Raw genomic sequence first — 13,382 nt, 5'->3', positions numbered from 1 at the left:
ATTATCGGGTGACCTCCGCGTCGACGGGAGGACGGTATCGAAGCAGGGCGGGGAACGCGGCGGCCAGCACGACCGCGACACCCGCGGCCGCGAACCCACCGCCCGCCCACGAGAAGGTCGGGCCGGCGATGTCGGCGGTCGCGCCGGCCCGCAGGTCGCCGAGGCGGGGGCCGCCGGCCACCACGACGGTGAAGACGCCCTGCAGCCGGCCGCGCATCCGGTCCGGCGCGAAGGTCTGCAGGATCGACTGCCGGTACACCGCGCTGACCAGGTCCGCGGCGCCGCCGACCGCGAGCAGCAGCACCATCAGCCACAGCGAGTGCGCGAGGCCGGCCAGGCCGACCGCGATGCCCCAGCCGACGACCGCGACCACCAGGGCGGCGCCCTGGCGCCGGACCCGGCCGATCCAGCCCGACGTCAGCCCGCCGACCAGCGAGCCGATCGCGATCGCGGAGAAGAGCCAGCCGACCGCCGAGCCGCCGCCGAAGCGGTCCTGCGCGATCTCCGGGAACAGCGCCCGGGGCATGGCCAGCACCATCGCCACGATGTCCACCGCGAACGACAGCAGCAGGACCGGCTGGGTGACCAGGAAGCGCAGCCCGTCGGCGATGCCGCGCAGGCCGGCCGTCGGCCGCGGCGCGGTGCCGTCGTCGTGCACGGGCGGGATCGGCGGCAGCCGGTAGGTCGCCCAGAACGAGACGGTGAAGAGCAGGACGTCCACCGCGTACGCGACCGTGACGCCGGCCCCTGTCGACCAGGCGCCGAAGATCAGGCCCGCGGCCAGCGGCCCGAGGACGCCGCCCGCCGTCGTCGTGGTGTACGCGAGCGTGTTCGCCGCCGGCACCAGGTCGCCCGGCACGATCCGCGGGATGATCGCCTGCCGGGCCGGCGAGCTCATCGCGAAGCCCGCCGACTGCACGGCGGTGAGCGCGAGCAGCACCGCCGGGCTGTTCAGCCCGAGGACGGCCTGCGCCAGCAGACCGACGGTCGACAGCCAGGCCAGCATCGAGCTGGCCAGCAGCAGCCGGCGCCGGTCGACGACGTCGGCCGCGGCGCCACCCCACAACCCGAAGATCAACAGGGGGACCAGGCTCGCGACGCCGAGCAGGCCGACCCAGGCCGACGAGTCCGTGATCGCGTACATCTCCACCGGCACGGCGACGGCGGTGAACTGGAAGCCGAAGAACCCGACGCCGTTGCCGATCCACATCCGCCGGTAGGCGGCGCCGCGCAGCGGCCGGACGTCGATGACCCAGCTCCGGCGCCGGCCGTCGGCCGCCTCCTCGGCGACCTTCGCGGCCGCCTCGACCGGCTCCTGACTCACGGCGCGAGCCGTTCCACCACGAAACCCTCGCCCGTACGCCGAAAGCGCAGCCGGTCGTGCAGCCGGCTGCCGCGGCCCTGCCAGAACTCGACCGTCTCCGGCACCACCCGCAGCCCGCCCCAGTGCGGCGGCGCGGGCACCTCGCCCTCGGTGCCGAAGCGCTCGATCGCCGCGGCCAGCCCGGCCTCGACCGCGGCCCGGTCCGGCAGCACCTGGCTCTGCGGGCTGGCCCACGCGCCGAGCTGCGAGCCGCGCGGCCGGGTGGCGAAGTACGCCTCGGTCTCGACCCGGTCCACCGGCACGACGGCGCCGGCGACCAGCACCTGCCGTTGCATCGCGAACCAGGGAAAGACCAGGCTGGCGACGGGGTTCGACAGCGCCTCGACGCCCTTGCGCGAGCGGTAGTTGGTGAAGAAGACGAAGCCGCGCTCGTCGTAACCCTTGAGCAGGACCGTGCGGGCGCTCGGCCGGGCGTCGGCGTCCGCGGTCGCGACGATCATCGCGTTGGGCTCGGGCAGGCCCGCGGCCTGCGCGTCGGCGAACCAGCGGGTGAACTGGCCGGTCCAGTCCGCGGCCAGGTCGCTCTCGAGCAGCGCGCCACGCTCGGTGTAGTCGCGCCGCATGCCGGCCGGCGAGGACGATTCGGGGGTCACACGCTCTCCTCCGCAAAGATTGACCCAGTGAACCTAAAGTCCCGGACGGCGGCGCGTCAGGTCAGCGAGGATGGGTGTCGCAGACAGCACATCTCCCCGGGTCGACCGCCGGTCACCCAACGGGCAAGATGAAACACCCACGGCTTTCGTCCGGCCGGGTCCTCTGGAGGCGTGACGTGTCCGATTTCAAGCCGGGCCTCGAGGGCGTCATCGCCTTCGAGACCGAGATCGCCGAGCCGGACAAGGCCGGCGGTTCGCTGCGCTACCGAGGCGTCGACATCGAGGACCTGATCGGCCACGTGTCCTTCGGCAACGTCTGGGCGCTGCTCGTCGACGGCCGGTTCGGGCCCGGGCTGCCGCCCGCCGAGCCGTTCCCGGTGCCGGTGCACTCCGGCGACATCCGCGTCGACGTGCAGTCGGCCGTCGCCATGCTGGCGCCGTACTGGGGGCTCAGCCAGCTGCTCGACATCGACGAGGAGCAGACCCGCGCCGACCTGGCCCGGGTCTCGGTGACCGCGCTGTCGTTCGTGGCGCAGGCGGCTCGCGGGCTGGGCCTGCCGGCCGTGCCGCAGCGGGACATCGACAAGGCGCAGACGATCGTCGAGCGGTTCATGAAGCGCTGGCGCGGCGAGCCCGACCCCCGGCACGTCAAGGCGGTCGACGCCTACTTCATCTCGGCGGCCGAGCACGGGCTGAACGCGTCCACGTTCACCGCCCGCATCGTCGCCTCCACCGGCGCGGACGCCGCGGCCTGCATCTCCTCCGGCATCGGCGCGCTCTCCGGCCCGCTGCACGGCGGCGCGCCGTCCCGGGTGCTGCACATGATCGAGGGCGTCGAGCGCAGCGGCGACGCGGAGGGCTACGTCAAGGGCGTGCTCGACCGCGGCGAGCGGCTGATGGGCTTCGGCCACCGCGTCTACCGCGCGGAAGACCCGCGCGCCCGCGTGCTGCGGCGCACGGCCAAGGAGCTCGGCGCGCCGCGCTTCGAGGTGGCCGAGGCGCTGGAGCGGGCCGCGCTCGCCGAGCTGCAGGCGCGCAAGCCCGACCGGGTGCTGATGACCAACGTCGAGTTCTGGTCCGCCGTCGTGCTCGACTTCGCCGAGGTGCCCGCGCACATGTTCACCTCGATGTTCACCTGCGCCAGGGTGGCGGGCTGGAGCGCGCACATCCTGGAGCAGAAGCGGCTCGGCCGCATCGTGCGCCCGAGCGCCCTCTACGTGGGACCGGAACCGCGCAAGCCGCAGGAAGTGGAGGGCTGGGACGCGGTCCCGCATAATCTGTAACGGCTGATCCACCCGTTGGAAGGACCCCCCGTGGCTGACCCGATCCGGATTCCCGACGACCTCAAGCCCGTCGACGGGAGGTTCGGCTCCGGCCCGAGCAAGGTCCGCCCTGAGGGCGTCGACGCGCTCGCCCGGGTGTCCCGGACCCTGCTGGGCACCTCGCACCGGCAGAAGACGGTCAAGGACCAGGTGGCCCGACTGCGCGCCGGCATCGCCGAGTTCTTCTCGGCGCCGGACGGCTACGAGGTGATCATCTCCAACGGTGGCACCAGCGCGTTCTGGGAGACGGCGGCCTTCGGGCTGATCCGCGACAAGGCGCAGTTCGCCGAGTTCGGCGAGTTCGGGGCCAAGTTCGTCAAGGCGGTCCGGGACGCGCCGTTCCTGGCCGAGCCGACCGTCCACCAGGCACCCGGCGGCGGCGCCGCCTACCTGACCGCCGAGCCGGGCGTCGACGCGTACGCGAGCGTGCACAACGAGACGTCGACCGGCGTCGCGGTGCCGGTGCGGCGGGTCGCGGGCGCCGACCCGGGCGCGCTGCTGCTGACCGACGCGACCTCGGGCGGCGGCAGCCTCGAGGTCGACCTGACCGAGACCGACGTCTACTACCTCGCCCCGCAGAAGGCGTTCGGCTCCGACGGCGGCCTGTGGATCGCGCTGATGTCGCCGGCCGCCATCGAGCGCGCGCACGAGATCAAGGGCTCGGGCCGATACATCCCGCAGTTCCTGGACCTCGTCACGGCGATCGAGCAGTCCCGCCTGGAGCAGACCTACAACACCCCGGCCCTGGCGACGGTCTTCCTCGCGGCCGAGCAGGTCGACTGGATGAACGCGCAGGGCGGCCTGGGCTGGGCGGCGAAGCGCAGCCGGGAGAGCGCCGAGGCGATCTACGGCTGGGCGGACCGCTCGGCGTTCGCCTCACCCTTCGTGACCGACCCGGCACTGCGTTCCAACGCGGTGGCGACGATCGACTTCGCCGAGAGCGTGGACGCGGCGGCGCTCGCCAAGGTGCTCCGCGCCAACGGCATCGTGGACACCGAGCCCTACCGCAAGCTGGGGCGCAACCAGCTGCGGATCGCGCTCTACCCGACCGTCGACCCGGCCGACGTCGAGGCGCTGACTCAGTGCATTGATTACGTCATCCATAAGTTCTGAACGATCCCGCGACGCCGCCCGTACAAGCGGGCGGCATTGTCGTAGGTCTCGGGAGGGCACGATGGCGCGGACGGGTATCGACACCTCGATCCTGCACAAGGGGGCACACAGTGCCTCTTACTTCGATCTCTCGCGAGCCTCGGCCGACGGCGCGGAGATCGTCGACTTCTGCATCCCGTGCAACCCGTACTTCCCCACCCCGGAGATGTTCGACGAGCTGTCGCGGGACCTCAAGAACATCCTGAAGTACTACCCGAGCGACTCGCACAGCATCACCAACAAGCTCGCCAGCGTGCTGGGCCTGCACCCGCAGACCGTGGCGATGGCGAACGGGTCGACCGAGCTGATCACCTGGATCGACCACCTCATGATCAAGGAGAGCCTGGCGATCCCGATCCCGACGTTCGGCCGCTGGACCGACCAGCCGCTGGAGACCGGCAAGCGGGTCGACATGTTCCCGCTGCAGGAGCGCGACGGCTTCCGGCTCAACCTGGACGACTACGTCCGGTTCATCCGCGACCGCGGCTCCCGGGTCGCCGTCGTCTGCAACGTCAACAACCCGGACGGCGGCTACCTGGCCCGCCGGGACGTCATCCGCTTCATGGACGCGCTGGGCGACCTCGACCTGGTGGTCATCGACGAGTCGTTCATCGACTTCTCCGACGCGGAGCAGTACCCGTCCGTCGGCCCCGACGCGGTGATCCGGCCGAACACGGTCGTCCTCAAGAGCCTGGGCAAGAACTTCGGCCTGCACGGGATCCGCTTCGGCTACCTGATGGCCAACCCGGCGATCGCCGGCAAGATCGCCAAGGCGCTGCCGAAGTGGAACCTCAACTCGCTCGCCGAGAAGGTCGTCTACATGATCCAGGAGCACGACGAGGAGTACGAGGACAGCCTGCGCCTGCTCAGCCGGGACCGCCGCACCATGGCCGGCGAGCTGGGTCGCATCCCCGGCCTGACCATCTTCCCGTCGCAGGGCAACTTCATCCTGGTCAAGCTGCCGACCGAGTGGTCCGGCGTGGCCCTGCGCGACTACCTGGTCGCCAACCACGGCGTCTACACCCGCGAGTGCGGCAACAAGCTCGGCATGACCAGTCAGTTCATGCGCCTCGTCGTGCGGCCCGCGCGCGACGTGGACCGGCTCATCGACGGCATGATGGACTACGGCCGCCAGTTCCGCTCGCGCTCGGCCTACGACGACGAGCCGGTGGAGGTCGGCCGGCGCTGGGCCAGCACGGTGGACGAGGAGCCGGACAACCTGATCCAGTACCCGTCCCACCGCACCACCGAGTACACCGCGCGCCGGGCCGTGAACGGCTAAGGGCCCAAAACCTCCCGGACCATGACTATCTCATCGTGATCCAGTTCGCCCGTCTCGACGAAGCCCGCGGACCGGTACAGGCCGCGGGCCGTCGAGTTCGACGGCACCACGCTGAGCCGGACCCGGCCGACCTGACGTTCCCGGACGATCCACTCGACGGCGGCCTCGAGCGCCCGGCGCCCGAGCCCTCGGCCCTGGAACCGGTGGCCGATCATCAGGCGCACGATGCAGTGGCCCTCGGCGGGCCGGTCCTTGTCCACCGGGTGGAAGAGCACGAAGCCGACCGGCTCGTCGTCGGCGTAGACGGCGCGCGGCTCGGCGTCGGGATAGATGTAGGTCTCGGCGATGCTCCGCACGTTGGGCGCGACGAACCCGCTCTGCTCGGGCAGCACCTCCAGCTTGATGACGGCCTGGAAGTTCTCGCCGGTGATCGGGCGCAGCTCGACGGTCATGCCGCCTTTCTAGGACGGCGGCACCCGGCGTGCAACGCGTTTACCGCGGTGACTTCCGACGCGAAGATCATCTTCGCAGGTCAATGACTTTGACGGCGTGGCTTACCACCATCGGGTGACCGAGGCGCGTACCGTGTTCCGAAACGCGCCCGGGTGGCTGACTCTCGGGAGCACAGGCCAGCGACGGGACGGAGGCAACGCATGCGGCCGGTACGCTTCGTGGCCCTCTCCGAGGACGGTCAGGCCCTGGTGCTCGCCGACGAGGTCGGCAGGCTCCTGGCGCTCCCGATCGACGACCGGATCAGCGGCGCGCTGCATACCGACGGCACGCCTCACACGATCGGCACGGCCGTCGCGGTGGCCAACGCCGAGGTGATGGCGTCGCTGTCCCCGCGCGACATCCAGGCGAGGATCCGCTCCGGCGAGTCCGCCGAGGACGTCGCCCGCGTCGCCGGCGTCCCGGTCGACCGCGTGCTGCGCTATGCGGGCCCGGTGCTGCAGGAGCGGGCCATGCTGGCCCAGCACGCGCGCCGCACCCGCCTCAAGACCTCCGACTCGGGCGCGCCGCTGTCCGAGGTCGTCGACAGCCGGCTCGCCCAGCACGGCATCGACACGGAAAAGATCTCCTGGGACGCGTTCCGCCGCGAGGACGGCACCTGGCGCATCGTCGCCACCTGGCCGTCGGGCAAGGCGACCGCCCAGGCGATGTGGGACCTCGACAAGGGCCGCCAGGTCGTGTCGCCGCACGACGACATGGCGCAGTACCTCTGCGCCGAGCGCCCGACGCAGATCCTCGGCCAGGAGCCGGTCCCCGAGCGCACCCCGCACGAGCGGGGCGGCCACGGCCTGCCGGGCCCGTCGCGCATCACCGAGGGCGGCCGGGGTGGCCGGTCCCTGCCCGCGGCGGACTCGCCGCGGCCGGGCCGCGACCCGATCCGGGCCGGTCGGGACGCGCTGCTGGCGTCGCTGGACCGCCCGCTCGGCCAGAGTTCGGGCCGGGGCCTTGAGCCGGCGGCGCACGAGCCCCGCCGGCCGGTGGGCGGCGGCGCGGCCGCGCTGCTCAGCGGCGGCCCGGGTTCCGCCTTCGACGACGACGCCGACCTGCCGAAGGAGGTTCCGGCGGTGCCGAGCCTCGCGGTGCTGCGGCCGCGGCGCACGGTCGGCCAGGCCACCGGCGGCGACGCCTCCGAGTCCGAGGAGACGGCGAAGCCGCGCAAGCGCCTCCCGAGCTGGGACGACGTCCTGTTCGGCGGCGGACCGGCGGCCCGCGAAAGCTCGTAACTACCAGGTCCTCAGCTGCGTGTAGCCCTCGTTCGGATCGCTGCGGACGAGGGCTATCTCGTGCAGCGTCCAGGACGGGCCGCGATAGCCGCCGAGTGCCCGGCGGACCGCGTCGTCCTGCGCGTAGGCGACCGTGAGATGCGGCGTGAAGTCACGGTCGTCGTGCGGCAGCCCGGCGGCCTCCAGCTTCGCGTGCACCTCGGCGTGCAGCGGGCCGAGGTCACCGTCGACGGCGGCCCACAGCACCGTCGACCTGTCCCGGCCGAACTGACCGCCGCCGCTCAGGCGCAGCTCGACGCCCCGCGGCACGGTGACCCCGTCGAGGGCGCGTTCGACGTCGGGAAGCCGCTCGGCGGGAACCTCGCCGAGGAAGGCCAGGGTCACGTGCCACTTGTCGATGGCGGTCAGCCGCACCCTGCCCTTGTGGCGGCGCGGCAGGCCGGACGAGTGCGACGGGTCGTCGTAGCCGTTCATCACATCGGGCGGACGACGACCACCGCCCGCCGGCGCGGTCAGTCTCCGGTGTAGATCTCTGCGCACATCGTCCGGCGGGAAGACCGCCACAAAGAGTCGCACGCGGGAACTTTAGAGGTGGACGCGAGATTTCGCATCCACCGTGGAGGGTCCTTCGCCGGGGCGTCGGCCGTCAGCCGGCGCGTAACCGCAGGCCGGCCGCGTGCAGCAGCCCCTCGACGCGGACTCGTTCGATGTCGCGATCCATCCCCTCGAGCTGGTCGAGGTACTCCGCCAGGCCAAGGCAACGGCTGGCCAGCGCGAGACGTTCGTCGTATGCGCGCATGACGGCGGCCAGCCAGGCCGAGGAGTCGGTGGTCGGTGCGCTGCACCGCTGCCGGTCCAGCCGGCGCAGCTCGGCGACCAGCTCGTCGATGCTCTGCTCGCGGTCGCGCGGCCGGTCCCGCGGGTCGACGGCGGCCAGCTCACGCTCGAGGCTGCGCAGGGCACGGACCTCCTGCCGGCCGTACCGGGTCCAGGTGCGGCGGGCGACCAGTTCGTCGGCACAGACGACGATCGCCACGGCGCAGGGCAGACACAGCAGCGCCAGCAGTGCCGCAACCAGCGCGACTATGTGGGTAATTGCCACCACTTGACGCTAAGGCCTCGCCCCGGTGATCGGAGAGGGCCGTTCGGAGGAGCTCGCCTGCCAGAGATTTTCGCAATTCGCCGTCAGCCGATCTGGCGGTCCCGCCCGGCGAGGAAGCCCGCGATCATCTGCGGCACCATCAGCAGCGCCATGAGGGCGAGCGGCAGCTCCCAGGTGCCGTTGTGCTCGTAGAGCACGCCGACCAGGATCGGCCCGGGTATGGCGAGCAGGTATCCGGTGCCCTGCGCGAAGGCCGAGAGCCGGACCACCGTCGCCGCGTTGCGGCCACGCAACGCGATCATGGTGAGCACCAACGGGAACGAGCAGTTGGCGACGCCGAGCAGCACCGCGAACAGCCAGGGCGCGGCGGCGGGATCGGCGAGGAGGCCGGCGTAGCCGGCGAAGCCGAAGAGTCCGATCACGACGGCGATCCAGCTCTGGCTGCGGATGCGCCCGGCCGCCGCGGAGAGCACGAAGGAGAGCGGGACGCCGAGCAGGGCGGTCACGGAGAAGAGCAGGCCCGCGGTCTCCGCCGGCAGCCCGGCGTCGCGGAAGACCTGCGGCAGCCAGCCCATGATCACGTACGCGGCGGTCGACTGGAGCCCGAAGTAGACGGCCAGCGCCCAGGCGATCGGGCTCCGGGTCAGCCGCGGACCGGGTTGCCCGGCGCCCGCGGACCACGCCCGGCCGGCCGCCGCCTCCGACGGGCCGCGGTCGCGGGCCAGCAGCGCCCAGGCGGGCAGGGCGGCGGCCGCGACCAGCGCCCACACGCCGATCCCGAGCCGCCAGTCGCCGCCGAGGGCGCCGGTCAGCGGCACCGTCACCGCCGCCGCCGTCGAGGCGCCGAGGTTGAGCGCCACCGAGTACAGCCCGGTCATCGCGCCGACCCGGTCCGGGAAGCGCTGCTTCACCACGACCGGGAGCAGGACGTTCGCCAGCGCGATCCCCGCGAGCGCCAGCGCGGTCAGCGCGATGAACGAGGCCGTTCCCCCGGCGAACGGCCGCACGGCGAGGCCCGCCACCAGCGCCGCGGTCCCGAGGGCGATCGCACCGCCGGTGCCCCAGCGCCGGGCGAGCCGCGGTGCCGCGAAGCCGACCAGCGCGAAGCACACCGCCGGCACCGACGTGAGCAGGCCGGCGACGGCGGCGCTCATGCCGAGCCCGGCACGGACCTCCTCCAGCACCGGCCCGAGGCTGGTGACGGCCGGCCGCAGGTTGAACGCGGCCAGCACCAGGCCGACCACGGCGAGAACCCGGATCCGTCCGCCGGTGCGCGAGTCGCTGCTGGTGATCGCCATGACCCCATCATAGAATCATGGGATGAATTTGGCCCGAGTCGCCCGTGGCGCCTCCCTCTCCGACCAGGTGATCGCCCGCCTGCGCCAGCAGATCACCTCGGGCGCGTGGCCGGTCGGCTCCCGGATCCCCACGGAGCCCGAGCTGGTCACCCAGCTCGGGGTCGCCCGCAACACGGTCCGGGAGGCGGTCCGGGCGCTCGCGCACAACGGCCTGCTGGACATCCGCCAGGGCTCGGGCACCTGGGTGGTCGCGACCAGCGAGCTGGCCGGGGTCATGCAGCGCCGCTTCGCCACGGCGGACCCCGGGCACGTCACCGAACTGCGCGGCACGCTGGAGGCCGCCGCGTCCGGCTACGCGGCCCGCCGCCGCACCGACGAGGACCTGCGGCTGCTCGACCGGCTGCTGGCGCGCCGCGAGCGGGCCTGGACGTCCGGCGATCGCGACGCGTTCGTCGACGCCGACTCGGCCTTCCACCTGGCGGTCGTCGCGGCCTCGCACAACGGGGTCCTGGTCGAGCTCTACGCGGACCTCGGCCAGGTCATCCGCGACTCGCTGCGCGAACACGTCGGCGCCGAGCTGCGCCCCGAGAACCACATGGACCACGCCCGGCTCCTGGAGGCCATCCGCGCCGGCGACCCGGCCGCGGCCACCGCCGAGGCGATGGCACACACCGCGAGCTGCGACGTCGCCCGCTGATCGGTGCGAGGCCAGGCGGTTACCCGACGGGTTCGCGAGATTCCGCCCGCGCCAGTCGGCTCTACCGCCCAGTGACCGGCTTCTTGACCAGGGAGCCGGTCAGGGTGCCCGCCGGGTCGGCGGCGATGCAGGTGACCGTCCGGCTGAGCGGCCAGGACAGCCGCGACGGCCCCAGATAGCGCAGCTCCATGTCCTCGGACGCCGCCTCCACGTAAGGCTCGAACGACCGGACGCAGCGCTTCTCAACCTCGGCCTCAACCTCGGCATCACCGGGGTACGGGCCGTCCGGGAGGGTGAAAACGGTGTACACCTCGCCGGCGTGCGGCTCGGTGCACGGCAGCACCTCGTCGAGGTCGGCGTCGAGGCAATCGCCCGGAGCCAGAACCTTGCTGTGCGCCCGGTCCACGTGAGGGTCCTGCTCCGGTTCGAAGCCCGACGGGACGAAGACGAATACGGCGACAACGACCAGCACCCAGAATCCCGAAAGGGCGAGCCCGGCGATAGCCAGCCCACGCCCCTTCTCATCGCGCTGGTCGATCTGGCGCAGCGCGATCAGGCCGAAGATCACGCTCAGCAGGACGCCACCCAGGCTGCCGAGGACCAGCGACGCTATGGCAAAACCGTTGGTCCGCACCGACGCCGGAGCGGCGAAGCCCTGCGCCGCGGCCCAATCCGGCTGCTCAACAGGCGGCGGCCCAACAGGCGGCTGCCCAACAGGCGGCGGCCCGACGGAGAGGCGCTGCGGAGCAGGCACCGCCGGTTGCTGGGCGTCGGCGGGCGGCTCGGTCCATTGCGGATCTTGATTTTGCACGGCGGGAGACTACCTCGACGATGATCGATACAGCATCCCCATATCGCGGTGACCGCCGGCACCGGCCGGGCCAGGTGCGGCAGGCGACGACGACCCAGTGGCCCGCGAGCCGCGGCCGGAGGTTCAGGCGGCGCGGGCCGGCTCGACCGGAGACGGCAGCGCCGGCTCGACGATGGGCTCGTCCTGCGCGGTCCGGACCAGGGTCAGGCCCGGCCGGGAGCCGCCCCGCAGCGACAGCCGGTCGCCGCTGGTGCGCAGCTGCCACACCACCGCCGCGGCCGCGGCGAAAAGGCAGAACACCCCGGCCGTCCAGATGCTCGACGGCACCCCGAAGTGCTCGCCCCACCAGCCCGCCAGCGACGCCCCGATCGGTGTCGTGCCGAGGAAGACCAGGACGTACAGGGCCATCACCCGGCCCCGGTACGCGGAGTGCAGGCCCATCTGGACCCGGTGGTTCGCCGCCTGCGCGAGGTAGATCGAGAAGAACCCCGTCGGCACCAGCAGGATCATCGCCACCACGAAGTTCGGCGCGAAGCCGACCGCCACCTCGAAGACGCCGAAGGCCAGCGCCGCGCCGAGGACCACGTACACGCTGGGCCGGCTCCTGCGGCCGCTGCCCGCCAGCGCGCCGCACAGCGCGCCCGCCGCCAGGGCCGTGGTGAGCAGGCCGAAGGACGATGGGCCGGCGTGGAAGTTGATCTTTGCCAGCGCGGCCAGGGTGACCGGGAAGTTGAAGCCGATCATGCCGATCGCGGCCATCAGCGTGAGTGGCAGCAGCAGGTCGTGCCGCTTCCAGACGTACCTCAGGCCGTCGACGATCCGGGTGTCGCCGGCGGATGGCCGGGCCAGGGAGCGGTGCAGGTCGAGCGGCCGCATGCTGAGGTAGCTGAAGATCGGCGCGATCGAGAGCACGGTGGCGATCAGGAACACCGGACCGGTCTGGAACAGCGCGAGCGCCACACCGGCCAGCGCCGGGCCGCCGATCCGCGCCGTGTTGAACGTCGCCGCGGAGAGGGCGAGCGCGTTCGGCAGCAGCGGCAGCTCGACAAGTTCCGAGACGAACGACTGCCGGACCGGCGTCTCGACAGCATTCGCCACGCCGAGCAGCGAGGCGAAGAGGAACACGTGCCAGAGCTCCACGACGCCGCTGGCCACCAGGATCGCGAAGATGATCGCGGTGACCGCGAAGGCGGAGTTCGCCATCACCAGCAGCTTGCGCTTGTCGAAGCGGTCGGCCAGCTTGCCGCTCCACAGCGTCAGCAGCAGGACGGGGATGAACTGCAGCGCCGTGACGACGCCCAGCGCGGCCGGTGAGTTGCCGGACAGGTCGAGCACGAGCCAGTCCTGGGCGGTGAACATCATCCAGACGCCGACGAGCTTCACCAGCTGACCGGTGGCGAACAGCCGGTAGTTACGGACCTGCAGGGACCGGAATGTCGTACTCAGCACTGCCCGCACTCGGGATGCGCCTCCTCCTGGTCGTACGCGTCATCGACGTGTGACGGAACGACCTGGGCGGGGACGCTCAGTTGCGGGCGACCTGCCGCAGGATCTGCGCGGCCCGCTCTAGGGTGTCGCGTTCGTCCGGGGTGAGCTCGGCCAGTTGCAGCGCGAGCCACTCGTTGCGCGCCTTCTCGAACTGGGCGTAGACGACCCGGCCCTGCTCGGTCGCGGCCAGGATGACCTGGCGACGATCGGTCGGGTGGGGCGTACGCGCGACCAGTCCGAGCTCCTCCAGCTTGCCGACGATCTTGGTCATCGTCGGCGGCTGGACCCGTTCGACATCGGCCAGCTCCCGCGGTGTCATCGCGCCGGCCAGTTGGAGGCTGGTCAGCGCCGAGAGTTGGCTGAACGTGAGATCACCGACCGCTCGGGCCTGCCGAAGCCGCCGATTGAGCCGGGTGATCGATTCGCGCAGCGAAATGGCCAGTTGCTCGGCTGTTACCCGCTCCGCCACCGACCGCTCCATCACATTACTTAGCCTAGCTAATGAGCTTGGCTAACGACA

The 13,382-nt window shown here is 72.0% G+C and carries 14 protein-coding genes; 5 read left to right on the top strand and 9 right to left on the bottom strand.

Features of this window, described 5'->3' with window-relative positions:
* Position 1 precedes the first annotated feature (1 nt).
* On the bottom strand, positions 2 to 1,324 hold the full coding sequence (locus tag ACIBSW_RS26085) for an MFS transporter (protein WP_354718060.1): 1,323 nt from the start codon (positions 1,322 to 1,324) through the stop codon (positions 2 to 4).
* Complete coding sequence (gene pdxH, locus ACIBSW_RS26080) at positions 1,321 to 1,947, bottom strand: pyridoxamine 5'-phosphate oxidase (protein WP_404799480.1); 627 nt, start codon at positions 1,945 to 1,947, stop codon at positions 1,321 to 1,323. The genes ACIBSW_RS26085 and pdxH overlap by 4 nt, the downstream gene beginning before the upstream one ends.
* Before the next feature lie 206 nt (positions 1,948 to 2,153).
* On the opposite strand from pdxH, the gene ACIBSW_RS26075 reads away from it, so the two are divergent.
* From ACIBSW_RS26075 to ACIBSW_RS26065, 3 genes are all read left to right on the top strand, one after another.
* The gene (locus ACIBSW_RS26075; protein WP_354718064.1) at positions 2,154 to 3,260 is read left to right on the top strand and encodes a citrate synthase 2; all 1,107 of its coding nucleotides are present in this window, start codon (positions 2,154 to 2,156) and stop codon (positions 3,258 to 3,260) included.
* 30 nt (positions 3,261 to 3,290) lie between these two features.
* Positions 3,291 to 4,412: a phosphoserine transaminase gene (serC, locus tag ACIBSW_RS26070; RefSeq protein ID WP_354718066.1), complete on the top strand. Its 1,122-nt coding sequence runs from the start codon at positions 3,291 to 3,293 to the stop codon at positions 4,410 to 4,412.
* A 61-nt stretch (positions 4,413 to 4,473) separates the two neighbouring features.
* Entirely contained in the window at positions 4,474 to 5,733 is a 1,260-nt protein-coding gene (locus tag ACIBSW_RS26065) for a histidinol-phosphate transaminase (RefSeq protein ID WP_354718068.1), read from the top strand.
* Here ACIBSW_RS26065 and ACIBSW_RS26060 read toward each other — a convergent pair.
* The gene (locus ACIBSW_RS26060) at positions 5,730 to 6,185 is read right to left on the bottom strand and encodes a GNAT family N-acetyltransferase (RefSeq protein WP_354718070.1); all 456 of its coding nucleotides are present in this window, start codon (positions 6,183 to 6,185) and stop codon (positions 5,730 to 5,732) included. The genes ACIBSW_RS26065 and ACIBSW_RS26060 overlap by 4 nt on opposite strands.
* Before the next feature lie 201 nt (positions 6,186 to 6,386).
* Between ACIBSW_RS26060 and sepH the strand changes: the two genes are divergently transcribed.
* Complete coding sequence (gene sepH, locus ACIBSW_RS26055; RefSeq protein ID WP_354718072.1) at positions 6,387 to 7,466, top strand: septation protein SepH; 1,080 nt, start codon at positions 6,387 to 6,389, stop codon at positions 7,464 to 7,466.
* Here sepH and thpR read toward each other — a convergent pair whose 3' ends face one another.
* The 3 genes from thpR to ACIBSW_RS26040 all read right to left on the bottom strand — a co-directional run bounded on the left by thpR (position 7,467) and on the right by ACIBSW_RS26040 (position 9,866).
* Positions 7,467 to 8,042: an RNA 2',3'-cyclic phosphodiesterase gene (thpR, locus tag ACIBSW_RS26050; protein ID WP_354718073.1), complete on the bottom strand. Its 576-nt coding sequence runs from the start codon at positions 8,040 to 8,042 to the stop codon at positions 7,467 to 7,469. It abuts the gene before it with no gap.
* Between the two features lie 70 nt (positions 8,043 to 8,112).
* Positions 8,113 to 8,568, bottom strand: coding sequence for a hypothetical protein (locus ACIBSW_RS26045; protein ID WP_354718074.1), 456 nt, complete (start codon positions 8,566 to 8,568; stop codon positions 8,113 to 8,115).
* Positions 8,569 to 8,651: 83 nt separating this feature from the next.
* The gene (locus ACIBSW_RS26040; RefSeq protein WP_354718076.1) at positions 8,652 to 9,866 is read right to left on the bottom strand and encodes an MFS transporter; all 1,215 of its coding nucleotides are present in this window, start codon (positions 9,864 to 9,866) and stop codon (positions 8,652 to 8,654) included.
* Positions 9,867 to 9,888: 22 nt separating this feature from the next.
* Between ACIBSW_RS26040 and ACIBSW_RS26035 the strand changes: the two genes are divergently transcribed.
* The gene (locus ACIBSW_RS26035; protein WP_354718078.1) at positions 9,889 to 10,563 is read left to right on the top strand and encodes a FadR/GntR family transcriptional regulator; all 675 of its coding nucleotides are present in this window, start codon (positions 9,889 to 9,891) and stop codon (positions 10,561 to 10,563) included.
* A gap of 61 nt (positions 10,564 to 10,624) precedes the next feature.
* On the opposite strand, the gene ACIBSW_RS26030 is transcribed toward ACIBSW_RS26035, so the two are convergent.
* The 3 genes from ACIBSW_RS26030 to ACIBSW_RS26020 form a co-directional block, all read right to left on the bottom strand.
* Entirely contained in the window at positions 10,625 to 11,374 is a 750-nt protein-coding gene (locus ACIBSW_RS26030; protein WP_354718080.1) for a DUF4190 domain-containing protein, read from the bottom strand.
* Positions 11,375 to 11,497: 123 nt separating this feature from the next.
* Complete coding sequence (locus tag ACIBSW_RS26025) at positions 11,498 to 12,832, bottom strand: MFS transporter (RefSeq protein ID WP_354718082.1); 1,335 nt, start codon at positions 12,830 to 12,832, stop codon at positions 11,498 to 11,500.
* Between the two features lie 67 nt (positions 12,833 to 12,899).
* Positions 12,900 to 13,343, bottom strand: coding sequence for a MarR family winged helix-turn-helix transcriptional regulator (locus tag ACIBSW_RS26020; RefSeq protein WP_404799479.1), 444 nt, complete (start codon positions 13,341 to 13,343; stop codon positions 12,900 to 12,902).
* Positions 13,344 to 13,382 lie beyond the last annotated feature (39 nt).

The organism is Actinoplanes sp. NPDC049668 (assembly GCF_044465445.1).
In the GTDB taxonomy this organism is placed as follows: domain Bacteria; phylum Actinomycetota; class Actinomycetes; order Mycobacteriales; family Micromonosporaceae; genus Actinoplanes.
Note: the sequence above shows the minus strand (reverse complement) of the source record. Positions and strands in the feature narration are given on the sequence as shown.